Annotated in this window: 30 protein-coding genes, 4 tRNA genes and 1 pseudogene; 4 read left to right on the top strand and 31 right to left on the bottom strand. The window is 42.4% G+C overall.

The window, feature by feature from the left end; translation table 11 throughout:
- Positions 1–2 precede the first annotated feature (2 nt).
- The 3 genes from GPK88_RS14545 to epsC all read right to left on the bottom strand — a co-directional run bounded on the left by GPK88_RS14545 (position 3) and on the right by epsC (position 1,196).
- A tRNA-Gly gene (locus GPK88_RS14545) sits at positions 3–75 on the bottom strand.
- Positions 76–78: 3 nt separating this feature from the next.
- Positions 79–149, bottom strand: a tRNA-Gly gene (locus tag GPK88_RS14540).
- Positions 150–275: 126 nt separating this feature from the next.
- On the bottom strand, positions 276–1,196 hold the full coding sequence (epsC, locus tag GPK88_RS14535; protein WP_118063184.1) for a serine O-acetyltransferase EpsC: 921 nt from the start codon (positions 1,194–1,196) through the stop codon (positions 276–278).
- A gap of 183 nt (positions 1,197–1,379) precedes the next feature.
- Between epsC and GPK88_RS14530 the strand changes: the two genes are divergently transcribed.
- Both GPK88_RS14530 and GPK88_RS14525 read left to right on the top strand, forming a co-directional pair.
- A tRNA-Ser gene (locus GPK88_RS14530) sits at positions 1,380–1,467 on the top strand.
- Between the two features lie 138 nt (positions 1,468–1,605).
- Positions 1,606–1,676 (top strand) — tRNA-Trp (locus tag GPK88_RS14525).
- Positions 1,677–1,842: 166 nt separating this feature from the next.
- Here GPK88_RS14525 and GPK88_RS14520 read toward each other — a convergent pair.
- The 19 genes from GPK88_RS14520 to GPK88_RS14440 form a co-directional block, all read right to left on the bottom strand.
- Positions 1,843–2,376 (bottom strand): flavodoxin family protein, encoded by a 534-nt coding sequence (locus tag GPK88_RS14520; protein ID WP_173762742.1) that lies wholly within the window; start codon positions 2,374–2,376, stop codon positions 1,843–1,845.
- A gap of 26 nt (positions 2,377–2,402) precedes the next feature.
- Complete coding sequence (locus GPK88_RS14515) at positions 2,403–2,783, bottom strand: flavodoxin (protein ID WP_243279028.1); 381 nt, start codon at positions 2,781–2,783, stop codon at positions 2,403–2,405.
- A 188-nt stretch (positions 2,784–2,971) separates the two neighbouring features.
- Positions 2,972–3,700, bottom strand: coding sequence for a Crp/Fnr family transcriptional regulator (locus tag GPK88_RS14510; RefSeq protein ID WP_148448149.1), 729 nt, complete (start codon positions 3,698–3,700; stop codon positions 2,972–2,974).
- A gap of 29 nt (positions 3,701–3,729) precedes the next feature.
- A complete protein-coding gene (locus GPK88_RS14505) occupies positions 3,730–4,920 on the bottom strand; it encodes a phosphopentomutase (RefSeq protein WP_148448147.1) in 1,191 nt (396 codons plus the stop codon).
- A 17-nt stretch (positions 4,921–4,937) separates the two neighbouring features.
- Positions 4,938–5,357 (bottom strand): cytidine deaminase, encoded by a 420-nt coding sequence (locus tag GPK88_RS14500; protein WP_148448145.1) that lies wholly within the window; start codon positions 5,355–5,357, stop codon positions 4,938–4,940.
- A 96-nt stretch (positions 5,358–5,453) separates the two neighbouring features.
- Positions 5,454–6,119 (bottom strand): deoxyribose-phosphate aldolase, encoded by a 666-nt coding sequence (gene deoC / locus GPK88_RS14495; protein WP_215707985.1) that lies wholly within the window; start codon positions 6,117–6,119, stop codon positions 5,454–5,456.
- A gap of 2 nt (positions 6,120–6,121) precedes the next feature.
- Positions 6,122–6,913, bottom strand: coding sequence for a uridine phosphorylase (gene udp / locus GPK88_RS14490; protein WP_173772529.1), 792 nt, complete (start codon positions 6,911–6,913; stop codon positions 6,122–6,124).
- Between the two features lie 62 nt (positions 6,914–6,975).
- Positions 6,976–7,917, bottom strand: coding sequence for an ABC transporter permease (locus tag GPK88_RS14485; RefSeq protein WP_021976106.1), 942 nt, complete (start codon positions 7,915–7,917; stop codon positions 6,976–6,978).
- Between the two features lies 1 nt (position 7,918).
- Complete coding sequence (locus GPK88_RS14480; protein WP_148448139.1) at positions 7,919–9,040, bottom strand: ABC transporter permease; 1,122 nt, start codon at positions 9,038–9,040, stop codon at positions 7,919–7,921.
- The gene (locus GPK88_RS14475) at positions 9,033–10,577 is read right to left on the bottom strand and encodes an ABC transporter ATP-binding protein (protein ID WP_215707984.1); all 1,545 of its coding nucleotides are present in this window, start codon (positions 10,575–10,577) and stop codon (positions 9,033–9,035) included. The genes GPK88_RS14480 and GPK88_RS14475 overlap by 8 nt, the downstream gene beginning before the upstream one ends.
- Positions 10,578–10,611: 34 nt before the next feature.
- Complete coding sequence (locus GPK88_RS14470; RefSeq protein WP_173772525.1) at positions 10,612–11,793, bottom strand: BMP family lipoprotein; 1,182 nt, start codon at positions 11,791–11,793, stop codon at positions 10,612–10,614.
- A gap of 247 nt (positions 11,794–12,040) precedes the next feature.
- On the bottom strand, positions 12,041–12,505 hold the full coding sequence (locus GPK88_RS14465; RefSeq protein WP_148448135.1) for a YbaK/EbsC family protein: 465 nt from the start codon (positions 12,503–12,505) through the stop codon (positions 12,041–12,043).
- A gap of 178 nt (positions 12,506–12,683) precedes the next feature.
- Positions 12,684–13,067 carry a GNAT family N-acetyltransferase gene (locus GPK88_RS14460; RefSeq protein ID WP_173772523.1) on the bottom strand — a complete coding sequence of 128 codons (384 nt, stop codon included), beginning with the start codon at positions 13,065–13,067 and terminating at the stop codon, positions 12,684–12,686.
- Positions 13,068–13,097: 30 nt separating this feature from the next.
- Positions 13,098–13,229: a PF20097 family protein gene (locus GPK88_RS19795; protein ID WP_256443721.1), complete on the bottom strand. Its 132-nt coding sequence runs from the start codon at positions 13,227–13,229 to the stop codon at positions 13,098–13,100.
- 153 nt (positions 13,230–13,382) lie between these two features.
- The gene (locus tag GPK88_RS14455; protein WP_215707983.1) at positions 13,383–13,988 is read right to left on the bottom strand and encodes a GNAT family N-acetyltransferase; all 606 of its coding nucleotides are present in this window, start codon (positions 13,986–13,988) and stop codon (positions 13,383–13,385) included.
- Positions 13,989–14,043: 55 nt separating this feature from the next.
- Positions 14,044–16,464, bottom strand: coding sequence for a hybrid sensor histidine kinase/response regulator (locus GPK88_RS14450; protein ID WP_173762748.1), 2,421 nt, complete (start codon positions 16,462–16,464; stop codon positions 14,044–14,046).
- Between the two features lie 25 nt (positions 16,465–16,489).
- The gene (locus GPK88_RS14445) at positions 16,490–16,945 is read right to left on the bottom strand and encodes a hypothetical protein (protein ID WP_207743763.1); all 456 of its coding nucleotides are present in this window, start codon (positions 16,943–16,945) and stop codon (positions 16,490–16,492) included.
- Between the two features lie 35 nt (positions 16,946–16,980).
- Positions 16,981–17,142: a hypothetical protein gene (locus tag GPK88_RS18960; protein ID WP_244092664.1), complete on the bottom strand. Its 162-nt coding sequence runs from the start codon at positions 17,140–17,142 to the stop codon at positions 16,981–16,983.
- Between the two features lie 5 nt (positions 17,143–17,147).
- A complete protein-coding gene (locus tag GPK88_RS14440) occupies positions 17,148–17,765 on the bottom strand; it encodes a helix-turn-helix domain-containing protein (protein ID WP_148448129.1) in 618 nt (205 codons plus the stop codon).
- 192 nt (positions 17,766–17,957) lie between these two features.
- On the opposite strand from GPK88_RS14440, the gene GPK88_RS14435 reads away from it, so the two are divergent.
- Positions 17,958–18,593, top strand: coding sequence for a class I SAM-dependent methyltransferase (locus tag GPK88_RS14435; protein ID WP_215707982.1), 636 nt, complete (start codon positions 17,958–17,960; stop codon positions 18,591–18,593).
- Between the two features lie 78 nt (positions 18,594–18,671).
- Here the strand turns inward: GPK88_RS14435 and GPK88_RS14430 are convergent, their stop codons facing one another.
- From GPK88_RS14430 to GPK88_RS14410, 5 genes and pseudogenes are all read right to left on the bottom strand, one after another.
- Complete coding sequence (locus tag GPK88_RS14430; protein ID WP_215707981.1) at positions 18,672–19,265, bottom strand: alpha/beta fold hydrolase; 594 nt, start codon at positions 19,263–19,265, stop codon at positions 18,672–18,674.
- Positions 19,266–19,304: 39 nt separating this feature from the next.
- The gene (locus GPK88_RS14425) at positions 19,305–20,093 is read right to left on the bottom strand and encodes a class I SAM-dependent methyltransferase (RefSeq protein WP_195567171.1); all 789 of its coding nucleotides are present in this window, start codon (positions 20,091–20,093) and stop codon (positions 19,305–19,307) included.
- Between the two features lie 38 nt (positions 20,094–20,131).
- Positions 20,132–20,491, bottom strand: coding sequence for a DUF2500 domain-containing protein (locus GPK88_RS14420; protein ID WP_148448121.1), 360 nt, complete (start codon positions 20,489–20,491; stop codon positions 20,132–20,134).
- A gap of 58 nt (positions 20,492–20,549) precedes the next feature.
- A pseudogene (locus GPK88_RS14415) lies at positions 20,550–20,660 on the bottom strand (VOC family protein); the annotation flags it as partial.
- A 249-nt stretch (positions 20,661–20,909) separates the two neighbouring features.
- Complete coding sequence (locus GPK88_RS14410) at positions 20,910–21,794, bottom strand: LysR family transcriptional regulator (protein WP_215707980.1); 885 nt, start codon at positions 21,792–21,794, stop codon at positions 20,910–20,912.
- Between the two features lie 150 nt (positions 21,795–21,944).
- Here GPK88_RS14410 and GPK88_RS14405 point away from each other — a divergent pair, with 150 nt between their 5' ends.
- Positions 21,945–22,574, top strand: coding sequence for an MATE family efflux transporter (locus GPK88_RS14405; RefSeq protein ID WP_330626707.1), 630 nt, complete (start codon positions 21,945–21,947; stop codon positions 22,572–22,574).
- 86 nt (positions 22,575–22,660) lie between these two features.
- On the opposite strand, the gene GPK88_RS14400 is transcribed toward GPK88_RS14405, so the two are convergent.
- From GPK88_RS14400 to GPK88_RS14385, 4 genes are all read right to left on the bottom strand, one after another.
- Positions 22,661–23,257, bottom strand: coding sequence for a thymidine kinase (locus tag GPK88_RS14400; protein WP_195567166.1), 597 nt, complete (start codon positions 23,255–23,257; stop codon positions 22,661–22,663).
- Between the two features lie 17 nt (positions 23,258–23,274).
- Positions 23,275–24,066, bottom strand: coding sequence for a carbon-nitrogen hydrolase family protein (locus GPK88_RS14395; RefSeq protein WP_215707978.1), 792 nt, complete (start codon positions 24,064–24,066; stop codon positions 23,275–23,277).
- A complete protein-coding gene (locus GPK88_RS14390; RefSeq protein ID WP_118063144.1) occupies positions 24,063–24,647 on the bottom strand; it encodes an NUDIX hydrolase in 585 nt (194 codons plus the stop codon). The genes GPK88_RS14395 and GPK88_RS14390 overlap by 4 nt, the downstream gene beginning before the upstream one ends.
- A 96-nt stretch (positions 24,648–24,743) precedes the next feature.
- Positions 24,744–25,196, bottom strand: a complete 453-nt coding sequence (locus GPK88_RS14385) for a GNAT family N-acetyltransferase (RefSeq protein WP_118063142.1) — start codon at positions 25,194–25,196, stop codon at positions 24,744–24,746.
- Positions 25,197–25,325 lie beyond the last annotated feature (129 nt).

The following is a 25,325-nucleotide window of genomic DNA, read 5'->3' as shown; positions in this document are numbered from 1 at the left end:
AGAGCGATAGACGGGGCTCGAACCCGCGGTCTCGACCTTGGCAAGGTCGCGCGTTACCAACTACGCCACTATCGCATAAGCGGGTGATGGGAATCGAACCCACGTATCCAGCTTGGAAGGCTGGTGTTCTACCATTGAACTACACCCGCGCATCGTCGCTTCGGTGATTACCGATCGCTTGACCGCTACAACGATGATTAGTATATAGCATACTGTTTTATTTGTCAACAGGTTTTTTGAAATTTTTTAAACTTTTTTATTTATTTGATTTGTCGTCAATAATCCCATACATTTGTGGCGGAAACCTGGCTCTTCGGTTTCTTGATCACAAGCTCCGGACTCTTGGCACTGACTTTGGTATTTGCAGGGATAGATTCTGTGATGAAAGTATTACCACCGATAATGGTATTCTCTCCCACAACGGTCTCTCCGCCAAGGACTGTAGAATTGGAATAAATAGTTACATTGTCGCGGATCGTTGGATGACGCTTCACATTGGCAAGCTGCTGTCCCATTCTTGTGGAAAGTGCTCCAAGGGTTACACCCTGATACAGCTTCACATTATTTCCGATCTCTGTTGTCTCACCTACAACCACTCCGGTTCCATGGTCAATAAAGAAATACTCCCCGATAGTCGCACCTGGGTTGATATCAATTCCTGTACGGCCGTGTGCATATTCTGACATCACACGTGGGATAAACGGAATTTCTTCTTTATAGAGAACATGTGCCAGACGGTATACATAGATTGCAAACAGTCCCGGATAGGAAAAAATAATCTCTTCCTTGCTCTTGGCTGCAGGGTCACCGTCAAAGCCGGCCTGCACATCTGTCAGAAGCAGTCTCTGGATCTCCGGAAGCTGCTCAAAGAATCCACATGTGGTTCTGTCTGCACGAGCTGCTGCCTCTTCCGGTTCCTCTCCGTGATAAAGAAGCGCAATCTCGATCTGGTTCTTCAGTCTGTCATAAATGTCATTCAGTCTGTGTCCCACATAATACTCCGGAAATATGGTAGCACTGGTATCTGTGCTGAAATATCCCGGAAATACAATGGATTTCAGATCTCTTACTATATCAATGATCACCGAACGGTTCGGCAGACGTCTGCCGCTCTTCGGCATAAAAAGTTCTTCGGAAGCGTAATTCTCTGTAAGACCTTTGGCAGCCTTAAGAATCGCTGATTTCTTGTCGCTCATAATTCCCTCCATTTCTGCACATCCACTTCTGTCTGTACACTTTATCTCATTATCTTATTATAGTCTGGAAGATTCGTCAATAATACAGAAAGAAAAGTTTCAAAAAAGATTGACCTTTACCCGGATACCTTATATAATAATAAAGGTTTTCGCAAAAGATTCCAAAAAAATCTGGAACTACCTGGAGATGTACCCAAGTGGCTGAAGGGTCCGCACTCGAAATGCGGTAGGTCGGGCAACCGGCGCGAGGGTTCAAATCCCTCCATCTCCGCTTACTGTTGTCTTTTTATCAGCCAGATATCAGGAAGAATTTTTATTTATATTTTATGTATAAAAAACACTTTCATCTCTTGACAATTGTATGTTTTATATGTATAATTTCAACAGTGATGAAAACACAACCGAATATAGGGGATTGGTCAAATGGTATGATAGGGGTCTCCAAAACCTTTGGTGGGAGTTCGATTCTCTCATCCCCTGCTATTAATAAGTGTCGAAGATTCTTGTATTTCAGGGGTTTTCGGCATTTTTTATTTTTGTCATTCCTTGTAGGTAACCAAAAAAGTAATCGCCCGAACTGTAATATCATCGTCCAGGTGATTACTTTTCAATCCTTTAATGCTTTGCATCTCTCTGCATTATAGCATCAGAGATTTTTTCCCATCTGATACGCCTCTTCTACATACGGACTTCTTTTCGTCATGTCCGGGCTTCCGCAGCCGTATCCCAGCACCATTCCCTGATTTTTAAATCCACAATAACGTACCAACGTCTTATAATGAGCTTCCAGAGCTTCAAACGTCCAGTTATCCGCATTCCATGCCACAGTGAGAAGTGCGGATTTCATATGTTTTCCATGGAGACTACTGTTATATGCACAAAATCTGTCCACAACGATCTTAAGCTGTGCGGACATTCCATAATAGTACAGCGGAGTTGCAAACACCACCATATCCGCTCCCAGGATTGCCTCCCGGATCTGCTGATTATCATCCTTCTGAACACATGGACCTTCATAACCACATGCAACACATCCGATACATGGATGAATATTCATCTTCGCAAGGTCAAACCGTTCCACTTTATGTCCAGCCTCCACAGCTCCCTTTGCAAAACTTTCCGCCAGGATGCTGGTAGAGCCTTTTTTATTGGGACTTCCCTGCAAAATTATAATCTTCATAAATTCCACGTTCCTTTGACTCTTGTTTATTTTTCTGACAGATCAAGACTTCCTACCCAGTTCTGGATCTGATCCGGATCCGCATGTTCTTTGCAGACACGGCTTTCCGGATCATTATAATCCAGGTCTTCTGTAGTATATGCCTCTGCCGGCTGCAGCTCAAACAATTCTCCGTCGGCTGCATCTGCAATTGTTTCAGCTGCTGCTTTCGTATTTCCGGTTGCTGAGTAATATGCAACCAGAACCTTCGATGATTTTTCTGTGTTTTCGTTATCCTGCAAAGCCTCTTCTTCATTTTCTGTTACGTCTGATTCCGCTGTTGCTGCATGATCCTGGTTCTGGCTTCCGCACCCGGCAGTCATTGTCAGTGCAAATAAGACTCCAGCCATTACAATTGCTTTTTTCATAAACAATGCCCTCCTGTTTTGCAAAGCAGACATTCCCATTCTGCTCTGCCCAATTCAGTTCTTCTTATTTCCCGGAAAATCTTTTTTACACATTTATTTTAGCTTTCACACAGGATTCTGTCTAATACCTATTTTCGCTTGTAAATCATGCCTGCAAAGCATAGTTTATTTTTATCAATACCTGTTCTTTATTCCATATCCGTCTTTTCCGAAATCAGCGCCTTCATTTCTTCATATTGCTGTTTTCCCACCAGGAGCTTGTTCCCCTGTTTTTCGATCAGTCCCTGTTCAGAAAGCCTCTTTACTGCGCGGTTTATGCTTTTCAGACACATTCCTGTCTTATCTGCCAGGCTTTTCTGTCCTTCTTTTACACAGAGCACTCCTTTTTTCTGATATTGCTCATAGTGATTGACTAGCAGCAGGCACAAGCGATCCGTCCCGTTCATCAAAAGAAAGATACGCTCATTTCTTGCCTGTTCCAGCAGATATTCTCCCATCTGCTGGCTTTCATATTTCAATGCCTTTATGTCTGAATACATCCATTTCTCAAACATTGGCCTTGAAATTTTTACCGCAATACTGTCTGTCACCGTTCGAAGTGAGGTCTTATAGACATCCAGATCCATAATAAATTCCATTCCGCCAAACGCATACATTTTTCGAAACTGCATAAAATCATAGCTGATCCCAAGTACCCGGTAATCTGTAGCCACGATCAGTCCTTCTATAATAAAATAAATCGTATCTGCCGGATTATTCTCTCGGATAAATGTTGTCCCTTTTTTCATTTTTTCCACAACAAATGCATCAATAAGCCAGTCAGGAGCAGTCCGAAAATATGTTTCAAACTGCTCCCTTCTTTCCTGGCCTACTTCTTTTAAAAAGGGACATTTCTGATATAAATACCGTTCTCCCATATTCATTTCTCTGCCAGTATATTATTTTTTTATTTCAGCTTCTCCAGGATTGATTTCCCGATGGTGCCCTCGGGCATTTTTACCCCGAAGTTCTCTGCAACAGAGGCGCCGATCACAGCAAATGTATCCTGGTCCTCAATAGCTCCCGTCTCTTTCATTTTCTTTGAATATGCAAGAAACGGAACATATTCTCTGGTATGATCCGTTCCTGTATAGGTGGGATCATTTCCGTGATCTGCAGTCAGGATCAAAAGATCATCCTCCCGCATTTCATTCATAAGATTACCAAGTCCTTTATCAAACTTCTCGATCTCATGTCCATATCCTTCCGGATTTCTTCTGTGTCCCCACAGAGCATCGAAATCCACCAGGTTTACAAAACAAAGTCCATGAAAATCTTCTTTGCAGATCTCCACGGTCTGCTGCATGCCGTGTACAGAGCTGTCCGAGTGATAAGTCTTTGTGATTCCCTCGCCACAGAAAATATCGTTGATCTTCCCAACACCGATCACATCAAGGCCTGCATCTTTCAATGCATTGAGCGCTGTTCTTCCTGTGGGCTTCAGTGCATAATCATGGCGGTTGCTGGTTCTTTTAAACTCACCCTTTTTCTTTCCCACATAAGGCCTTGCAATAACTCTTCCAACTCTCCACTCGTCTTTCATGGTCAGTTCTCTGGCAATCTCACAGCAACGATACAGATTTGCAAGATCAAACGTCTCCTCATTTCCGCAGATCTGCATTACAGAATCTGCAGATGTATAGACGATCATGGCGCCTGTATTTATCTCTTCCTCACCGAGTTCTTCTATGATCTCTGTACCGCTGGCACTCTTGTTTCCTATCACACGCTTACCGCATCTTTTCTCCAGCTCCTGGATCAGTTCCTTTGGAAATCCTGTCTCTGTAAAAGTAATAAACGGCTTTTTTGTATTAATTCCCATCATTTCCCAGTGTCCGGTCATGGTATCCTTGCCATTGCTGGTTTCCGCAATCCGCATATAACGCCCCATCGGTTTCTCCACGCCTTCCATCCTGCCGCCTTTATGCAGGTTCAGCATCCCCAGCTTCTGAAGATTTGGAATATCCAGAGTTCCCATCTTATCCAGGATATGTCCAAATGTATCCACACCTTTGTCACCAAATTTTTCGGAATCCGGCATTGCCCCGATTCCAAGTGAATCCAGAACGATCACAAATACTCTCTTATAAGTTTCCATAAGCACATTCCTTTCTGTCAGGCCAGATTAGCCGGTCCAAATCCAAGTGGTAAAAGTTCCTTTAAAGTAAAAATATCATATTTATCTTTGCTGACTGCCAGTATGATCTGAAAGGTTTCCGGATCACAGAATTCCATCATAACCTGTCTGCACACCCCACACGGTGCCGCATATTCTGTAAGAACGCCATCCTTGCCGCCCACAATGCAGATTGCCTGAAATTCCCTCACGCCCTCACTGACCGCTTTGAAAAAAGCAGTTCTCTCTGCACAGTTCGTTGGGGTATAGGCAGCATTTTCTATATTACACCCGGTATAATAGGTACCATTTTTTGCAAGAAGTGCCGCGCCTACATGAAAATGCGAATATGGCACATACGAATAATCCAGCTGTCTGATCGCCAGATCGATCATTTCTTCAATCTGTTTCTTTTCCATGATTTTCCCACCTTTCCTGAATAAAGTGAATGTTTCCATTTCACTGTGTTATAGCTTCATACTCCGCAGTCCAAAATCAGATAATATTTATCCTCTTTAATATCCTGCCCCTTCTTCTTTCTTCACGATCTTCACAATTCTGCTGGTTCCAAGACGGTCTGCTCCAAGAGTAAGGAATTTCTCCGCATCGTCCATGTTTGAAATACCACCTGCCGCTTTGATCTTCACACCTTCTCCTACGTGTTTTGCAAACAGCTGGATATCATCAAAAGTTGCACCTCCTGTAGAAAATCCGGTAGAAGTTTTGATATAATCTGCCCCTGCATTTGTCACAAGCTCACACATTTTAATCTTTTCTTCTTCTGTCAGCAGGCAGGTTTCGATGATCACTTTCAGGATTTTATCCCCGCATGCCTCTTTCAGAGTACGGATCTCCTGTTCAACATCCTGATATTTTTTATCTTTAAGCCATCCGATATTCATCACCATATCAATTTCATCCGCCCCGTTTTCGATGGCGTCTTTTGTTTCAAATTCCTTCGTTTTTGTGGTCATATTTCCATTTGGAAAACCGATCACTGTACAAATTGCCACCTTCCCCTGCACATATTCGCTGGCCTGTTTTACATAGCACGGCGGAATACATACAGAAGCAGTCTGGTATTTGATCCCGTCATCACAGATCTGTCGGATCTCCTCCCAGGTTGCACCCTGCAGAAGCAGGGTGTGATCTACATGTTTTAAAATTTCATTTACATTCATCTTTATTCTCCTTTTTTCTGTGACTGGTCCGCACGGATCAGTTCCCGGATCGCCTGTACTGCAACCTGGATCGCCTTATCAGTATCATGCACAACAGGATTATCCAGTCCCAGTTTTTCTCTTTCCTGGTTTGCAAGCACCAGGAAGCAGGAACCTGCACGTACTCTTAAATGGCTTGCTACTACAAAAAGAGCAGCAGATTCCATCTCAGAAGCAAGGCATCCGAGGCGCTTCCACGCTTCCCATTTATTCATCAGTTCATAGCTGACCGGCTTGGTCTCCGGCTCATGCTGACCGTAGAATGCATCTTTACACTGTACCACACCTGTATGAAATTCACAGCCTTCTTTTTTCGCACCTTCCACAAGTGCATTGATCACTTCCAGATTTGCCACAGCCGGGAATTCGATAGGTGCATACTCTTTACTGGTACCTTCCATACGGATCGCACCGGTTGCAACAACAATGTCTCCGCTCTTTACCTCCGGCTGCATTCCACCACAGGTTCCGATCCGGACAAAAGTATCTGCTCCGCATCGATAAAGTTCTTCCATTGCAATGGAAGCAGACGGTCCTCCGATTCCGGTGGATGTTACACTTACCTTCACTCCATCCAGTGTTCCGGTATAGGTTACATATTCCCGGTTATCTGCCACAAAAACCGGATCATCAAAATACTGTGCGATCTTTTTGCAGCGTTTCGGGTCTCCCGGTAAAATAACGTAACGTCCCACTTCTCCTTTTGCTACCTGAATATGATACTGTCTGCTTGCGTCTTCTGAATAATTTTTCATATCTGTCATCCTCTCTTTTTTTGTTTTATATATCCTCTTTTAATTTTTTACCTGGTCTCATTTTATCTTTGTCCTTTATCATAAGGAATTCCTTCCGCTTTCGGTGCCCTTGATTTCTGGGAAATAAAGGCAAGAACAACGAGAGAAATAATGTATGGCAGCATATTATACAAACTGCTTGGAAGTTTTAATGCCACAAGCGGCGCAAATCCGGTATACACGTTTGACAGCGCACGGAAAAATCCAAATAACAATGCTGCCAGTCCGATATTCACCGGTCTCCACTGTCCAAAAATCATAACCGCCAGTGCCAGGAATCCAAAACCTGCCACCCCATTCTCAAATTTCCACTCACTTACACCCGCCGTGATGTAGACCAGACCCCCAAGGCCCCCAAGTGCTCCGGAGATCAGCACTCCTGCATAACGCATTCGGTAAACAGAAATACCTACGGAATCCGCTGCCTGCGGGTGCTCTCCACATGCACACAGCCGAAGACCAAACTTTGTTCTATATAATACAATGTGTGAAGCAATGATTGCCAGTACAATGATCAGCATAAACCAGTTAAACTCAAAATCTCCGATCTTTACCAGAAACACCTGCTTTGCCTGACGATATACAACAGTAGAAGATACATTATCCGGATTTTCCGCTACATTGATCGCTCTTACAATAACAACTGCCGCCGCAGTTCCCATTAAGTTTAATGCAGTTCCCACCAGTGTCTGATCAGCATTAAAATGGATCGCCGCAAATCCCAGAAGCAGTGAAAATGCCATTCCAACTAAAACACTTGCCAGTACGATCAGAATAAACAAAACGATTCCCGGAGTGGTTGCCGGAAGAAATTTCATTGCCAGGGCACCGCCAAGGGCTCCCATGACCATGATGCCTTCCAGGCCAATATTGATTACTCCACTGTGCTCCGAAAAACAGCCCCCAAGAGCAACCAGTGCCAGAACCGATGCAAAGATTAATGTATACTGAACTAATAATACCATATTATTTCCGGCCTCCTTTCTTTACCTTTACACTTTTTTCTTCTTTTTTATCCAGGTAACGGTTAAACCAGATCTTGAAGAAAAATACAAACGCACACAGATAAATAATAAATGCTGAGATCAGATCAGAAATCTGTGTACAGTATGTTGTTGTATCCACATAAGTACCACCACTAGTAATATGCTGGATAAAGTAGGAGGCGAAAATTGTTCCGATAGGATCCAATCCACCGAGAAATGCCGCTGCGATTCCATTAAATCCCATGCCCGGCACACTTGTCTGCTGTACCATCCACTGTTCAATTCCGCTTAAGTAGAAAATTCCCGCACCGAAACCGGCAAGACCTCCGGAAATCATCATGGTAACGATAATATTTCTTTTTTCATGCATGCCACAGTATTTTGCGGCCAGTTTGTTGATTCCTGTTGCTTTCAGTTCAAAGCCAAATTTTGTTTTCTGCAGCACAACCCATACAATAATCGCTGCGATCACTGCCATCGGCACCCCAATGGTCATGTATTTGTTATGAAACAGTTCATTTAATCCAGCTGTTGGAAGCATTGCACTTTTGTTGTAGCTGAATAACAGTTTTGTATATGGTGTGGAACCATCCTTTACCTGTGATAATAACATATTTACGCTGTAAAGAGAAATCCAGTTTAGCATAATACAGGAAATTACTTCGTTTACATTCAAATATGCTTTTAATGCACCGGAAATTCCTCCCACCGCAGCAGCAATAAGTACTCCTGCGATCAGGCAAATATACCACGGCAGGTTAAATCTTAAGGCCATATACAGGCATCCACCTGCGCCGATCACATACTGACCTGCTGCACCAATGTTGAACAAACCTACTTTGTAGGCAAATATTACTGATAACGCACACATCAGAAGTGCTGACGCTTTTATTAAAGTTGTTCCAAAATATTTCGTCGCTGCTGCCGCATTCGGATAATAGAAAAAGTTTTTCATAATTGCTATGATCGCTTTTCCGGCACCGGAAGGCGAAATGATCAGAAGCACGACAAATCCAACAATAAGACCTATGACAATGCAGATCAGCGATGCCAGTACTGTCTGAAATGCATTATTTCTCAGAAGTTTCTGTTTTTTATCCATTCTCTTTTATCCCCTTTCTCTTTGAGCCTGCCATATATAACCCCAGCTCTTCTACAGATACTTTTTTCGGGTCAAATTCTCCTACGATCTCACCCTCATACATGACCAGAATACGGTCTGAAACATTCATAACTTCATCCAGTTCAAGGCTTACCAGCAATACACCCTTTCCCGCATCTCTCTCAGCAACGATCTGCTTATGGATATACTCGATGGCTCCCACATCCAGGCCTCTGGTAGGCTGTACGGCGATAAGGAATTTCGGATCTTTATCAATTTCCCTTGCAATGATCGCTTTCTGCTGGTTACCTCCGGACATGGAGCGTACTTTCGTGACCGGTCCCTGGCCGGAGCGGATATCATACTGTTTGATCAGACGGTTTGCATATTTTCTGATCTCTTTTCTCTTTAAGAAACCAAAACGGTTTGTAAACTGTGGTTCAAAATAACGTTCCAGAACAATGTTATCTTCCAGAGAATAATCCAGGATCAGACCATGCTTATGTCTGTCTTCCGGGATATGGCTCATGCCGGAAGTGATTCTTCTTCGGATGGGCATGTTTGTAATATCCTGTCCATTCATTGTGATCGTTCCTTCCTTTACCGGTTCCAGCCCGGAAAGGCCATATACCAGCTCCGACTGGCCATTTCCGTCAATTCCCGCGATACAGACGATCTCACCTCTTCTGACATCAAAGGATACATGATTCACCGCATTGTTCTTGTGTTGTTTTGATGCAACGGTCATATTCCTTACACTTAATACAACATCTCCTGTTTTCGCCGGTTTTTTATCTACAACAAAATTTACATCTCTTCCAACCATCATTGCAGAAAGCTTTTCCGGTGTTGTATCTTTGATATCTACAGTTCCGATATATTTTCCTTTTCGAAGCACGCTGCAGCGATCTGCCACTGCCATGATCTCCGCAAGTTTATGGGTAATAAACAAAATACTTTTACCTTCTGCTGCAAGGTTCTTCATGATCACCATAAGCTCATTGATCTCCTGGGGAGTAAGTACCGCTGTAGGCTCATCAAAGATCAGGACCTCATTATCACGATACAGCATTTTCAGGATTTCCGTTCTCTGCTGCATACCAACTGTGATATTTTCGATCTTCGCATCCGGGTCAACAGAAAGACCATATTTTTCAGACAGCTCCACAACCTTTTTTCTTGCTTCATCCTTTTTCAGAAAGCCGCCATTTGTTGTGGTTTCCACACCCAGCATGATATTATCCAGAACAGAAAAACATTCTACCAGTTTGAAATGCTGGTGGACCATACCAATCCCCAGTTCATTGGCATCATTAGGATCCTGGATATCCACTTTCTTACCGTTTTTTCTGATCTCGCCCTCTTCCGGCTGATATAATCCAAACAAAACACTCATCAGCGTGGATTTTCCGGCACCGTTTTCTCCAAGCAGTGCATGGATCTCACCTTTTTTCAACTGAAGTGTGATATTGTCATTGGCTACAATCCCCGGAAAACGTTTTGTTATATTTAACATTTCAATCACATACTCGCTCATTGTTTTCCTCCTTTATTTCATCATTCATGTTTTATTATTTAATGCTGCCGTAATCGGTTGCTGTGATCTCTGTTTCCGGAAATGTTGTACTGTCGCTGAACACTTCATATTCTCCGTTATACATTCGCTGTACCAGCTTCTGATAATCTTCTTTCGTAAAAGTACCATCCCACTGCGTGGTCTCTTCCGGAAGCTGTACATAATTTTCAGCCGGATCCGGGGATTCCATTCCAAGGTTTTCGATTTTTCCTACATATTTATCCCATTCATTATCCAGGATCGCATCCAGCACATTATCAATGGTAACCTGCAGACCTTTCATTGCAGAAGTCACAGTCAGGCCTTCTTTGTAATCGTCAATAGTTGCGGACTGGTCGGAGTCAACACCGATAACTTTTCCGCCGGTTTTAACTGCCGCCTCTGCCGCAGAAGTATAAATTCCTCCACCACAGGCAAATACAACTTCCACACCTTTTGATCCATACCAGGTATCCATGTAAGCCGTGATATCTGCGTCTCCATAGAACTGTCCGCCACATACATACTCAACCTGTACTTCATCTGTGATTCCAAGCTCTTTTGCAGCTGCATCTGCTCCCTGAACATATCCGTAGCCATAGCGGTTAACTGCCGGAACAGACATTCCGCCCAGAAATCCCAGATGGCGGTATCCAAGCATGACTGCCGCATAACCGGCCATAAATCCGGAAAGTTCTTCCTGATAAGTACAGCAGTATACGTTATCCTCATTGTAATAATCCGTTACATTATAGTGATCCGGATTGTAGTCATATCCTTCTCCGATACCCTTTTCGCAGATATCACCGGCACTTACATCCAGTGCCAGGAATTTCACCTCCGGGTACAGATCCGATTCATCGATCACAGTCGGTGCAAACACATAGCCGGAAAGCACAATTACATTCGCGCCATCTGCCACTGCCTGATCCACACTTGCTGTTCTGGCTTCATCCGAATCGCTCTGGGGTTTGTAATAGTTGAACTCAATGTCATTTTCCTTTCCCCATGCCTTACATGCTTCGTAAGTCATCTGATTGAAGCTCTGGTCTGTGATATCACCGGAGTCTGTTACCATTGCTACTTTCATTTTCTCTTCTGAAGCATCCGCCGCATTTTTGTTCTGTGTGCTTCCACATCCTGCAAGCGATCCAGTCATCGCCGCCGCTAATAATACTACCATTATTTTCCGTTTCATTATGGCATCTCCTTTCATGATTTTTGTTCTGTCTTCCGCATTTGTTAGGCCAAAGTATAAGTGACATTGGTCCTTTTTCATAGGACACATGTCTTTTTTTAATGGTCCTTTCTATATTTCGTTGGTTATTTATAATTTGTTATCTTTCTTTTTGGTTATTTTATACAATTTCTCTGCATCTATTTTCCTGCTGCATTATGTTTTCGGGCACAAAAAAAGGACTGCACCTCAATACAGTCCATTCCTTTCATTCTTTACATACATCCACCCAGCCCTCAGCTCCGGAAATCTGTTCCAGCTCTTCGATGGAAAGCTTCACGGCACTGTGATCATCTCCTGCTGCCGGATAAACAACGTCAAACTGCCGCAGGCTCTCATCCAGATATACATTCACGCCTTCGTTGATCCCGAACGGGCAAACGCCTCCAGGTGCATGTCCAATCTGGCTTTCTACCTCATCAAATGGTATCATTTTCGCTTTTACATGAAAGGTATCCTTATATTTCCGGTTATCGATCCTGGCAGTTCCTTCCGTCAGGATCAGCACCGGCTGGTCATCCTGAAGAAACGACATGGTCTTTGCGATCATCCCCGGTTCCACGCCCAGAGCCTGGGCCGCCTCCACAACGGTCGCCGTAGAATCTTCCAGTCGGATCACATGATCCAGCATTCCTTTGTTTTTCAGATATTCTTCTGCTTTTTCCAGTGACATTTCCTGTACCTCCAAAATATCTATTTTATGTCAAAAATCCCTTACAAGACCCGTTCATACATCTTGTATTCCGTCCAGCCGGTATCCTCATAAAACATATCTTTTGCCTGGACAAAACGAAATCCACATCCTGTATAGAGTCTCTCCGCAGCTGTATTGGTACCCAGGATATCCAGCCTTACCTTTTTTTCTTTTCCGTTTTTGCCAGTTTCAGGATTTCCTCCATGAAATACCTGCCGATGCCTTTACCCTGCCTGGAAGGAGAAACAGCCAGTGCATGGGGCACAAGAATTTCATTTTCTCCACATTCAATGCTCCAGGTCACGCCTGCATATCCTTCATTACAGGCACTGTTCAGGAGCACGCTTGCACAAAGCCCACCCCCTTCTTCCAGTACAAAAAGTTCTCCTCTGTCAAGGCTTTCCTGTAAAAAAGAATCTGTGGGATAAATTCCTTTCTTCCATCCGATCTTATCATTCTGGTCACTCATCTCATCGATAAGATCCCAGTAAAACTGTTTTATCATGTGAAAATCTTCCAGGTTTGCTTTCTTAAATAACATCGTTCATTCTTCCTTACATTATAGTCCAGTTTATTCATAAGATATAATGATTTTCTTACAATGCTCACAACGATAAGCATCAATCCGGTCACCATAGATCATTTTCGACAGACCTTTTTCTGTGTTTAACCGCATGGACTCTCCCCTGGTTCTCCATTCCATTCCGGAAGTCAAGCGGATATTCGCAATCCGCTTCGCTACGTAGCTCTACACCAAATAACTGCTCCGCAGTTTATCAGGAGGAGCTTGCACTCCTCCTGATACAAGCAAGTCCCCACCTACTGCTTATTGCTTTTCGCAATTGAAGCAGGGGACTTACTTGATTTGGTTAAAAGAATGGATCTGACCCTCACACATTTCTCTTCCGCAATAGGGGCATTTCAGCTTAACTTCCTCTGCATCCAGATCTTTTTCAAGGCACACAAGCTGGATATCCGGAATCCCGTTAAACGTACATTTTACAATCCCTGTTTCCTCATATCCAAGCTTCTGGTACAGCTTTCTTGCCCGGGTATTCCGTGCATTGGTATCCATTCGCAGTGAACTGCATCCGCAACGTCTGGCATAATCTTCATAGAATGCCACAAATTTTTTTCCATAGCCTTTATTCTTCTTTGAAGGTTCTACAGCCAGGCAATGCAGCACCATAACTTCACTGTCCTCTGCTTCCACTCTCCACCGGGCATATTTATATTCCTCAACCTGGATCTGATTGATGACCGCTGCTGCCACAACTTCATTTTCCTCTTTCGTAACGAACAGATCATTCCGTCTCAAAGCATCTTCTGCTGTCTTTCTCACCGGATATACATTCCGGATCCATCCGATCACAGCTCTTCCATTTTCTTCCTCATCATGAATATGTTCATAGATTCTCTCGATATCATCAATATCTGTTTCTTTTGCTTTTAATATTTCCACTATCCTGTCTTTATCCTTTCTTCTGATCTGATCCAGCAGAGCCAGGGCCGCTTTCCTATCTGCTCAGACACTCTTTAAGCTCAGCCAAAATTTTTGCCTCCTCAAGAGGTTTGGTAAGATGCTGGTTCATCCCGGAAATACGGCTGTTAATGATATCCTCAGAAAATGCATTGGCACTCATGGCAATGATCGGTATTGTTCCGGCATCCCTTCTCTTCATGGAACGGATCTTGCGTGCCGCATCCCAGCCATTCATATTTGGCATCATAATATCCATGAAGATCACATCATAATACCCCGGCTGCGCTTTTTCAAATTTTTTCACTGCTTCTTCCCCATCAGCCGCACACTCTACGCGGATTCCATTATTTTCCAGCATAAATTTTGCAATTTCCATATTCAGTTCATTATCTTCCGCTATCAGGGCGCACATTCCCTCGAAAGATATTTCCTGCCTGGTTCCGTTATCTGTTTTTGAAATTTCGTTTTTTTCCGGCTGTCCGATCTTAAACGGAAGTGTCATTGTTACAGTTGTCCCACTGCCTTTTTTGCTTTTTATCTCAATGGTACCTTCCATTCTTTCTACGATCTTCTTAGCGATCGCAAGGCCAAGCCCCGCACCTTCGTATTTTGTTCTGCTGGTTTCATTTTCCTGAGAAAACATCTCAAACGCATGGCTTATAAACTCTTCGCTCATGCCGATTCCGTTATCCTCGCATACAAATTCATACATCACATGACTGTCATCCACAGATTTTTCTGAACACCATACATGTATCGTACCTCCTGGTTCTGTAAATTTCACTGCATTATCCGCAACTATCGTCAGAAGTCGCTCCAAATAAGCCGGGTTTCCTACCAGATATACATGCTTTAAATTTCCTTTTTTCCAGTCCACCACATAATCAATATTTTTTTCTTCCGCCAGAATCTGCTTATCGGTATTTGCTCTGCTTAACACCTCTGTGAGATCAAAATCCAGTTCCTGTTCAATAATATCTCCGGATTCCAGTTTACTCATATCCAGTATATTGCTTACAAGAGAAACCAGATGTTTGGAGGATTCCAGAACCTGATCTCTGCATTTTTGCTGCATTTCAAGATCATTTGGATAATGGTTTGCAAGATCGATCATACCGATGATCCCGTTCATTGGTGTACGGATATCATGACTCATGTTTGACAAAAACCTGGATTTAAGAGCTGCATCTTTTTTCGCTTCCGCCACCTGATACAGAAGCGATGCTTCCCGTTTCTTTGCCGCACTGATACTTCGGATCGCACAGAGCACATGTGTCAGATTTCCATTTGTGTCCCTCTTTTTTTCAATAAAACGAAGTTTATGCCAGTTTCCATCCTTCATCCGGTATTCCATGGCAATGGTTTCTTCATTCTTCATTCGTTCCGGCAGCGTAGAAATATCTGTAAATTTAAAAAATGCCTCCTGATATTCCTCCGCAATATATTGTCTGTATACTTTTTTATTATTGACTGACAGAACACCGGAGTTTATAAAATTCAACTGTTCTTTATCTTTGTTTGAAATTTCTTCAAACCAGTCCGCCTGGATATCAATTCTTGATATATACTGATATGTTTTTGCAATGGAAGATATGATCTCGTTTCTCAGTTCCGCTTCCTCCAGTGCTTTCTCCAGTCGTTTCTGTGTCGCTTTTTCCTTATAAAGAATACTGTCTATACTGCGATATCCTAAAAATATGGTAAATGTTTTCTCATCGCTTTTTCCCTGTACCGCATAGGCTTCATAATATTTATTTTTTTCTGTTTCTGAAACGCTCTGGTAATGATAGGTAATCTTTTCCGTATTACAAAGCCTTCTCTTCATATTTCTGCAGGTATGCCAGTTCAGGAATTCTTCTCTGTCCTGTTCTAAAATAAAGGAATCCGCATATTCTTTCGCATAATCATCAAAATTGGCAAATGTTTTGTCTTTCCTGTCCGCCAGTTTTCTGGCATTTGTATTTTCAGCAAGACGGAGAATCTCAAATTTTTCGGAATTAAGTTCTATCCGATACAGGGAAACGTACTCCGGAAATAGTTTTCTTATGATAAATTCTTCATCGCTTAGCGGGTCCTGTATCTCGTCATCTGGATTTCTGTCCTTATCCCATGCCTGGATCAGTCCGGAACAGAATCCGCTCTTCCCGATAGGTGTGATTGTCACATGATATTTTTTTCCTTTTCGAATCACCATTTCACTGGACCTGTTCTCATATGCCGCCCCATAACAGGCGTATAACCACTTCTCATCAATTTTCGGGAACAGATCCAGAAAGGACCGATCGATCATCGCTTCCAGCCTGTAGTCTTTTATATCTGCAAAGGCCTGATTACAGTAACGGTAGATCCAGTCCACCGGCTGTCCTTTATCGTCCAGCACAAGTTCCAGCACGCAATATCCTACAGAACTATGGTCAAAAATATTCAGGTTAAATTGTTCTTTATATGACGGCATGGCATCACCTCCCTGATGATGTTGATTATTTTTTTATCAGATAAGAATATTTTCGAATCTGATAACGCAACAATTCCCTAATTCGATTACAGATTTCTTCAGAATATATCCCCGCAACGGAATCCAGAATGGCATTTACATCCTCAATGTTAAAATTAAAATCTATCTGGGTTCCATATAATTCTTCTGCTGCCTCAAGCTGAATGTCAAAATCCATGCTAAAAGGTTTTGATTCTATTTTTTCCAGGCAAGCCTCGTAGGATAATTCTAGTGGATAGTCCACACTGGTATCTGCAAATATGCAAAGTCCCTGGTCAAATAAAGGGCTGAGCGAATATCGCTGTGTTTTTTCATTATAGATCACAGCAATATTATTGGTATGTCTGTCCTCATTTACAAAAAAAGCATCAATCTCCAACATTGCCGTAATATACTTGCCAAAACCTTCAATCTCAGTTATACGTTCAACCTGTTCTACCATATACTGAATTCTTTCCGTAACTTCTTCAAAATCAGTCAGCCCAGAAGCTTCGAAACAAGTACCTCTGCCAGGCTCTCATATCCCATATAATCCGCCTTGTACCACAGGTTCTCAATCTTCCATTTACGTTGATCACCTTTTGATATATGCCCTGTCTTATGCAAAGGAGAATATTTATCAATTTCAACTTTATCCATAAAAATCATCTCTCCTTTTTTACCATCATGATCCATTGGTGATCCCCTTCCATATATCCATCTGTTTTTTCAATAATCAGAAGTGGATCGTAAAAAGGAATTCTCATATCTCTCAGGATTTCTTTTGCATGATCGCGTGTCCTGGGAAAACATCTGTCCTCCAGAAAATACTCAAAATCATTCCAGCTTGGATTATCCACAACTCCAAATGCTCTTAATGGTATCTGATCCGTATAATTTTTAATATAAATTTTTTCGTGTAAAAAATCTATATCTATCATCGTGCACAGATAATCCCTGTTCATAAAATACATCCTCATTTTTACATCTGGATCTTCACTGAAATTATGCACACGTTTTATCTGACTGTAGATCGTCTGTCTGGATACATGGTATTTTTTTGCAATTTCTGTAATCTTCACACCCTGCTTCTGCAACGCAAGGATATTCGCAAGCTGTGGATCTGTAAAAGAATTCTTTCTGCCGACAGGACTCCTGTTTGCAGAATTTCCTTTTTTTCTGTAGCATGCTGCATCTTCTGCGATTCGCCTTAATTCTTTAGCATCTGTTGTACCAAAAATCTCTCTGATCTGTTCCGTTAAGTCTGGTTCTTTTACTTTCATATAACCACCTCAGTTTGACTATAACATGCAAAAGAAAGAAGTGTCAAGTTTTTATTTCTTGACACTTCTTTCTTACGCAAATATTAGCTCTGTCATGTTTTATCAACCATATTCCTTTTGACTTTTCCTGAAATTTATGATACCGTTAGTTAGTAGAATCTAACAGCAAATCAATATCAAGGAGGCGTTGCTATGACCCCTGAAGAATATAAAAAACTTTCTGTCAAAGAATTTACGCAGGCAGCCAAAATCTATGACAGCGGCCATGCCGGTATTTACGAAATGTGCAAAGACGATTATCCTCCGATTCTGGCAGAACTGGAAAAAGAATCTTTTCATGATGTCCTGGACTGCGGCTGTGGAACCGGCCCGATGATCGAACTTCTTCATGAGAAATATCCGGATAAACACTACACCGGTCTGGATCTTACTCCTGAAATGATCCATGTGGCCCAGGCCAAGAATCTCTCCAACACGGAATTTCTTGTAGGTGACAGTGAAAATCTGCCCTTTGAGGATGATTCTTTTGATGCCGTTATCTGTGCAAACAGCTTTCATCATTATCCAAATCCCCAGGACTTTTTTAACAGTACCTACCGTGTCCTGCGTAAAGGCGGCCGCCTGATCCTGCGCGACTATACTTCCTCCAACTTTGTTGTCTGGCTTATGAATCATCTGGAGATGCCCCTGGCTAATCTGTTCGGACACGGCGATGTAAAGATACACAAACCTGCAGAATTCATCGCCATGGCAGAAAAAGCCGGATTCATCGTACTGACTATGGAAAAGCAGAAAGGCTTCCGCGCGCATCTTGTTGCGAGGAAATGATTTTTTATCATTTCCTCCCGCAATTCTTTTAATACTGATATTTCAGCATAAGCCTATATCCTGTCCCAATGCACACTTCTATATACTTTCCAGAAAATCCCGGATCACTTTTACATAATCATCCGCTTTCAAGATCGTAGAGAGATGTCCGCCTGAAACATACTGGATGACAGGATCATGCATCAGTTGTATAAGGTCTTTCTGCATCTTTCCGGAAAAGAAATCCTGGTCTGGAAGTATCAGAAGTATTTTTCCCTTAAGCATCCTAAAATCCGTTTCCGTAACCGGCGTCTGCTTCATCAGATCAGCCAGCAGACCAGAAATATGCACATCTTTTTCTTTGGTATAATCTTTGAAAATGGTTTCAAACATATCTTTGGCATATGCAAGTTCTTCTTTGCTCTCGTTCCGGCTGTGTCCCATTCCGACTTTGATCAGTTTCGGTTTCTCATAATTACAATGCTTCATATAAAACAGCATCAGCGGTGCCAAAAAATACTTTTTCCTGAGACTTTTTATCGTCTCTGCATCCATACCGCCTGTTGAGATCAGAATAAACCCTCCAACTTCCTTTGGATACGCCTGCGTGTAGATCTGGGCAACCATACCGCCATCACTTGCACCTATAAAAACCGGCTCTTTGATCCCAAGCTTTTCAAAAAAACCGTGCAAACTCTATTTTTTACAGCTCTTATCTATTCTGTCTCTGACTTATTTTTTTCCATACAGAATGCCCATTCCCCTTATCATCCACGGTGTTGTCACAAAACCTGGAATGAACTCCAGCTTCTTCTCCAGGTTTCCTATGTAATGTACTTCTGAGATTCCCTCTGCTTTTAATATACGGACAAATTCATCCATATCTCCGTACAGTGCTTTCTGAGAAAACATATCCTGGAAGGAAAAAGCTCCACCTTTTTTTACTACTCTGAGCGCTTCTTTTACCACATCTCTCTTGTCTTTTGCAGAGCGCACTTCATGAAATACAAAGTTGCTCACTGCAGCATCAAACGTTCCGTCCGGAAAATCCAGTTTTGCAGCATCACCTTTCCAGAAAGTGATCTGATCTGCAACTCCCTCGATCCGCGCATTTCTCTCACACTGCTCTTTTGCATAACTCCATTCTACTCCCCAGTAATCCACTGCGGTGATCCTGGCCTCAGGAAACGCTTTTGCACAGCGAACTGTAAGTGCAGCAGCTCCGCATCCGATATCCAGAAGCTTCCCTTCTCCGTTCCATTTAAGATAATCCACAAGATGCTCATGGACTCCTGCCATCATATTGCCTTTTCCAAATGCGAAAATTTCATGGCAGATCAGCATGTAGACTGCATAGAGCAGTGACAGTATGCAGAGCGCCCCCAGCACTATAGCAATCACCGGCTTATGCAACACAGCCTTCGCTGCTACAGTAATTACAAGAAAGACTGCTGCCAGCCCAAACATCAGATACAGCATTTTCTCTGGTACCCAGTTTCCATAATTTGTTTTTTCTTTCATGCTTCTTACCTCCAATTCCCACATATTCCGTCATTTTTTCAGTTCCTCTCAAATCCAAGAAATCTGGTCCCCTGAAAACTTAATTCACCAACATCTCCCTCTGCCATCTGACCATATTCCTTTCCTGCGACAGACAGCTCCATCCGGTCACCGCTTTTTACTTCAAAAGTCACATAGTAACTGGTTGATGTAGTGGTGCTGAAACCATCAGACTGCTGATTATGGAAAACCTTCGTTCGCTTTGCAACAATCTTAGCAGTGACCGTTAACCTGGGAGAATTGTTATTTTTATTCCATGTGCTGATATTTTTCACAAAAATATAAACCATCGTTCCTAAGACACAGAAAAATATAATTGCAAATAAAATATTAAATACCTGGTCAAGTCCATAAAACATAATTTCTTCCCCCTTTATCTGCCCAGAGATTCTTTTATTATATCGGCGTTCCTACCTCGATCAGATTTCCATCATTATCCAATATCATATCCAAGCCAAACAGATCATGATAAAACTGTTTCGATTTTTCGATGTCTTTTACTACTATCAAAACGTTTTTTAATTTCATAGACACTCCTCCAACTCTTATTAATTGAAGTTTACCATACTATAATGTTCTATACAACTAACATATTTACTGTCAGTCACTTCATCTTCTGAATTCTTTCGGAGTACTCGGATGTCTGAGAAAATTTCAAAAACATGACACTGATGAATAACACCACAATTTCCACCACCGTAATTTGTTGCAATAATCGGCTGAATATATTGACCAACTCCTGTAAAAATGAATTGAACCAAATAACACAGTTGAAGATCACAGCCGTTCCAACCGTTCATTGATCGTAAGATATTCTATAAACTTCCTGGTTGCCGGAGTCAGCTTTGTTCTGTCTTTCATTACCAGTCCAATTTCTCTGAAATATGGATTTCTGAATGATCGGATCGCGATCTGGTATGGAATTCGTCTCAGGATCATATCCGGAAGCACTCCCACTCCCAGTCCCCGCTCCACCATTGACATGATGGCATAATCTTCCCATGTGGTAAAACGGATATTGGGATGTGCATGGTTCTTCTCCAGCAATTCGGATACCTCCGTTTTTCCTCCGTGCTCCAGAAGCAAAAAAGACTGATCGTTCAGATCTTCATAATCCAGTAATTTTTTCTCTGCAAGGGGATGATCTACCGGAAGTACAGCCTTGTATTCATCTTTTTTAAGACTTATCACATCAAAGGCCCCACCTGCCGGCAGCCGCAGAAAACCGCAGTCTACACGTCCTTCATCGATCCATTTTTCCACTTCCTCATAATCGCCCAGAAGCATTTCATAATCAATTCCCGGATAATCTTTCTGAAACCTTGCAAACACATCCGGCAGCCAGTTGATCGCCACACTGGAAAAAGTTCCGATCCTGACAGTACCGCTCTGGATTCCGTTGATCTCATTCACCTTTTGCTGTATTTCCTCGAAATCGCTTACTATTTTTCTTACATATGGCAGGATCTGTTTGCCGGAAGAAGTCAGACAGACGCCCTTTTTATTCCGCTGCAATAACGAAATCCCCCACTCTTTTTCCAGATCCGCGATCATCTTGCTGATCGATGACTGTGCATAATTCAGACTGTCTGCGGCTTTCGTAAAGCTCCCTGTATCTACTGTTTTTACAAAAGCAAGATATTTCAGCAAATTCTTATCCATTTATTATCATTCCTTTTTTCGATGTTATTTATCAAATATATTCGCTTTTTCTATTATAATAATTGAGTTACAATGATTCAAGATTATTGGGAAAGGATTTAAAGATATGCGCTATTCAGAAAAAAACATCGATATGCTCACAGGTTCTTTATACAGAAGTATTCTTTTTTTACCATTCCGATTGCCCTCAGCAGTATGCTGCAGCAATTATTTAATGCAGCCGACACTGCGATCGTAGGATTATTCGACACATCGTCTTCTCTTGCTGCCGTAGGGACCAACGGAAAAATTATTGCCCTGATCGTGGCTCTGTCATCCGGATTATCTGTAGGAGTCAATGTATTGGTTGCTCAGCAGATCAGGCAGCTTTACCGATGCAGAAAAATTCTGCGGATATGTCTGGTCTTCTCTATTGTGAGCAGTCTGATCCTTATTGAACCACTTGTCATATTCCGGAATTTTTTTGTAGGATTTTTTTCTGCAGATCAAACAGTGATACAAAATGCCTGCCTTCGTATCCTGTGCATTCTTTTTTTCGAACCGCTGTGCAACCTGTACGAGATCCCGGCAGGCGTATTAAGAGGTACCGGACATTCCCTGTACCCGGCTGTTGCTACTATTATTGGAACCTGCTGTTTTCGCATTGTATGGATCTGTACGGTTTTCAGACATTATCATCAGTTAAATATTCTGTATTATGCGTTCCCGATTTCATGGGTGTTAACGATAATCCTTATTACAATCGGATTCATTGCAAAAAAGCCAGATAAGACGTTTTGACTTATCTGGCTTTGAAGTATCATATTCTTCCGTGCGTAAAGAGGACATTCGCAATCCGCTTCGCGACCTGTGTTCAGGATGTTATCTCATTTCCACAATTTCCCTTCTTTATAATGTTTTCTGCAAAGCGCCACATAGCTCTCATTTGATCCCAACATGATCTGGGCACCTTCCCGCACAATCTTTCCGTTGGAATATCGGGTATTGCACTGTGCACGCTTCCCGCACCAGCAGACAGTGGGAACTTCTTCGATAACATCTGCTATTTCCATCAGTCGCCTGGAACCGGGAAACAGGTGGTTCAAAAAGTCTGTACGAAGGCCATAGCAGAGAACCGGAATCTCATAAAAATCCACAATATCTGATAATGTATCGACTTCTTCCGGGGAAAGAAACTGTGCTTCATCCACCAGAATGGCATTTACTTTTTTTCCGTGATACAGATATTCTGCTTCCCTGGTATCCCATAATTCCGAAATTTTTTTCATAAAATCGTCCACATATTCAGCCGGAGCCGCCAGACCTATGCGGGACTGGATCTCGTGCTCTCCATCTCTGTTATCTGTTCTTGGTTTCAGCAACACCGCATACTGCCCACGTTCTTCATAATTATAACGAACCATCAGAATATTGGCAGATTTCGAGCTTCCCATCGCCCCGTATCTGAAATATAGTTTTGCCATTTTTTGTTTCTCCTTTATTACTCATACTGCTCAGGTCTTCGAAGGGATAAATAATCCAGGCTGCTTCTGACTTTTTTTACCTCCTGCAGATCAATATCACACACCAGTAACTGCTCCCTGTCATCTGCTTTTGCAAGGACTTTCCCTCTTGGATCGATCACGATGGATTCCCCGGCAAACTGCATTTTATCTTCTGTTCCGACACGGTTGCACATGGCAATGAAAACCTGGTTCTGCATGGCCTGAACCCGCATTTCCCATTCAAACATTTCCATTGGCTCTGCTTTTGTATTTGCAGTCGGGACTATGATCAGGTCTGCACCTTTTTTTGCACAGGTACGGATGCTTTCCGGCATATGTCTGTCAAAACAGATTACAATGCCGATCTTTCCAAATGGTGTGGCAAAAACTTTAAAGCCGTCCTCCGCCGGTGTATAATAATCCTGCTCATAAAAATTTTCATTCTGTGCGATGTGGACCATTTTTGCAGTATCTCGGATTTTTCCTTCCGGGGAGATCCAAAGAGAAGTATCGTATCTGGCTCCTTCTGATTCCAGATAGACATTTGGTGATAAATAATATCGATGCTCCCTGGCTTTCTGGCACAATCTTATCAGTGCATCATTATCCATATCTATACAGTAATGATCCACACATATATTGTGATACTGCGGAAAAAACGGTGTCAGCTGTATTTCCGGAAAAAAGACCAGATCACAGTTTTCTGCCATATCACAGTATTTCAGGCTTTTATCAAGATTCTCGGATATTTCCTTTCCCATACTCATCTGTACAAGTGCAATTTTCATTTACCGTTCCCCTTCACATCCTTCATTTTTTCCAAAAGTTTGCTATAAACATGCTCCACAAACCACGGTTCTGTAGATCTCTCCAATGCTTCTTCCGGTGAAAACCAGGCTACGCCGCTGTTTTCATCTGCTTTTATGGAAACCGCTTCTTCCGGGTCTGCCTCAAGGAAATATGTGATATTAAAGTGCAGATGGCTGGATACGTATTTTCCTTTTTTCACATGACCATCTACAGTCAGGGATTCCATAGAAAAAATCTCCTCGGACACCGGATGAACATTGGAGATTCCGGCTTCTTCCTTTACCTCCCGGATCGCAACAGACAGAAGATCCGTCTCCCCATCCGCATGTCCTCCAAGCCAGGACCAGGAGTTGTAAATATTGTGATATACCATAAGAACTCTGGTTCGCTCCCTGTTCACAACCCAGGCGGAAGCCGTCATATGGGCTACTGTATTTTCTCTGGAAAAAGCATTCTCATTATTTCTGATCCAGTCCAGGATCAGGATTTTATCTCTCTCCTCCTGCTCGTTATAAGGCTTATATTCTTTTATCTGATTGATCAGTTTCTGGCAGTTCATTGTTATCCTTTCCTTTCGACTTTATCAACACAATATCAATACACCACTGGTAAATCCCGCATCCTGTACCTGTTAACAGACAAATAAACCTTTTGCTTATCTGGATAGCCTCATATACAAAAGCGGATACGGATTCCCTTCCTCATCATACTCCGTTCTTTTATATGTCTGAAATCCCATATGCTCATAAAAGCCGACTGCCTGGGGATTCTGTTCGTTTACGGTGAGTTCCTGAATGTTATAAGTTTCAATACCGTACTGAAGCAGCTGCTTTCCAAGCCCTTTTCCTCTGACCTCCGGAGAAAGGAAGAGCATTTCCAGCCGATTACTGTCAATTCCCATAAATGCAACAGGCTCTCCGAATTCTTTTTCCGCAATGATCAGATATTCTACATTTTCTATTGCCATGGGAACGTATTCCCTGATCTTGATGATCTCTTCTTCCGAAAGAAAATCATGGGTTGCCCGTACAGAACTTTCCCAGACATTTAATAACTGCCGGATCAGTTGCTGAGTTCTCTCCTGAACCTGAACGATCTTTTTTTCCATCTATTTATCCTCTCGTTTATCTTATATCAAACTGATATCAGTATACCATAAGTCAAGACCACCCGCTTAGCGGGTGGCTTGCTCTGTCCCTATAAGGGACTATTCCCTGCTTGCGCCCGGAAGGCGCAC

This window comes from Blautia sp. MCC269 (genome assembly GCF_018785655.1).
GTDB lineage: Bacteria > Bacillota > Clostridia > Lachnospirales > Lachnospiraceae > Blautia_A.
The sequence above is the reverse complement of the archived record's forward strand: the minus strand, read 5'-3'. Positions and strand labels throughout refer to the sequence as shown.

What these genes read in the sequence shown, in the direction of transcription:
- epsC (WP_118063184.1), bottom strand. Translation starts at nt 1,196, where the DNA reads ATGAGCGACAAGAAATCAGCGATTCTTAAGGCTGCCAAAGGTCTTACA.
- GPK88_RS14520 (WP_173762742.1), bottom strand. Translation starts at nt 2,376, where the DNA reads ATGAAGATTATAATTTTGCAGGGAAGTCCCAATAAAAAAGGCTCTACC.
- GPK88_RS14515 (WP_243279028.1), bottom strand. Translation starts at nt 2,783, where the DNA reads ATGAAAAAAGCAATTGTAATGGCTGGAGTCTTATTTGCACTGACAATG.
- GPK88_RS14510 (WP_148448149.1), bottom strand. Translation starts at nt 3,700, where the DNA reads ATGGGAGAACGGTATTTATATCAGAAATGTCCCTTTTTAAAAGAAGTA.
- GPK88_RS14505 (WP_148448147.1), bottom strand. Translation starts at nt 4,920, where the DNA reads ATGGAAACTTATAAGAGAGTATTTGTGATCGTTCTGGATTCACTTGGA.
- GPK88_RS14500 (WP_148448145.1), bottom strand. Translation starts at nt 5,357, where the DNA reads ATGGAAAAGAAACAGATTGAAGAAATGATCGATCTGGCGATCAGACAG.
- deoC (WP_215707985.1), bottom strand. Translation starts at nt 6,119, where the DNA reads ATGAATGTAAATGAAATTTTAAAACATGTAGATCACACCCTGCTTCTG.
- udp (WP_173772529.1), bottom strand. Translation starts at nt 6,913, where the DNA reads ATGAAAAATTATTCAGAAGACGCAAGCAGACAGTATCATATTCAGGTA.
- GPK88_RS14485 (WP_021976106.1), bottom strand. Translation starts at nt 7,917, where the DNA reads ATGGTATTATTAGTTCAGTATACATTAATCTTTGCATCGGTTCTGGCA.
- GPK88_RS14480 (WP_148448139.1), bottom strand. Translation starts at nt 9,040, where the DNA reads ATGGATAAAAAACAGAAACTTCTGAGAAATAATGCATTTCAGACAGTA.
- GPK88_RS14475 (WP_215707984.1), bottom strand. Translation starts at nt 10,577, where the DNA reads ATGAGCGAGTATGTGATTGAAATGTTAAATATAACAAAACGTTTTCCG.
- GPK88_RS14470 (WP_173772525.1), bottom strand. Translation starts at nt 11,793, where the DNA reads ATGAAACGGAAAATAATGGTAGTATTATTAGCGGCGGCGATGACTGGA.
- GPK88_RS14465 (WP_148448135.1), bottom strand. Translation starts at nt 12,505, where the DNA reads ATGTCACTGGAAAAAGCAGAAGAATATCTGAAAAACAAAGGAATGCTG.
- GPK88_RS14460 (WP_173772523.1), bottom strand. Translation starts at nt 13,067, where the DNA reads ATGTTATTTAAGAAAGCAAACCTGGAAGATTTTCACATGATAAAACAG.
- GPK88_RS19795 (WP_256443721.1), bottom strand. Translation starts at nt 13,229, where the DNA reads ATGGAATGGAGAACCAGGGGAGAGTCCATGCGGTTAAACACAGAAAAA.
- GPK88_RS14450 (WP_173762748.1), bottom strand. Translation starts at nt 16,464, where the DNA reads ATGCCGTCATATAAAGAACAATTTAACCTGAATATTTTTGACCATAGT.
- GPK88_RS14445 (WP_207743763.1), bottom strand. Translation starts at nt 16,945, where the DNA reads ATGGTAGAACAGGTTGAACGTATAACTGAGATTGAAGGTTTTGGCAAG.
- GPK88_RS18960 (WP_244092664.1), bottom strand. Translation starts at nt 17,142, where the DNA reads ATGGATAAAGTTGAAATTGATAAATATTCTCCTTTGCATAAGACAGGG.
- GPK88_RS14440 (WP_148448129.1), bottom strand. Translation starts at nt 17,765, where the DNA reads ATGAAAGTAAAAGAACCAGACTTAACGGAACAGATCAGAGAGATTTTT.
- GPK88_RS14435 (WP_215707982.1), top strand. Translation starts at nt 17,958, where the DNA reads ATGACCCCTGAAGAATATAAAAAACTTTCTGTCAAAGAATTTACGCAG.
- GPK88_RS14425 (WP_195567171.1), bottom strand. Translation starts at nt 20,093, where the DNA reads ATGAAAGAAAAAACAAATTATGGAAACTGGGTACCAGAGAAAATGCTG.
- GPK88_RS14420 (WP_148448121.1), bottom strand. Translation starts at nt 20,491, where the DNA reads ATGTTTTATGGACTTGACCAGGTATTTAATATTTTATTTGCAATTATA.
- GPK88_RS14410 (WP_215707980.1), bottom strand. Translation starts at nt 21,794, where the DNA reads ATGGATAAGAATTTGCTGAAATATCTTGCTTTTGTAAAAACAGTAGAT.
- GPK88_RS14400 (WP_195567166.1), bottom strand. Translation starts at nt 23,257, where the DNA reads ATGGCAAAACTATATTTCAGATACGGGGCGATGGGAAGCTCGAAATCT.
- GPK88_RS14395 (WP_215707978.1), bottom strand. Translation starts at nt 24,066, where the DNA reads ATGAAAATTGCACTTGTACAGATGAGTATGGGAAAGGAAATATCCGAG.
- GPK88_RS14390 (WP_118063144.1), bottom strand. Translation starts at nt 24,647, where the DNA reads ATGAACTGCCAGAAACTGATCAATCAGATAAAAGAATATAAGCCTTAT.
- GPK88_RS14385 (WP_118063142.1), bottom strand. Translation starts at nt 25,196, where the DNA reads ATGGAAAAAAAGATCGTTCAGGTTCAGGAGAGAACTCAGCAACTGATC.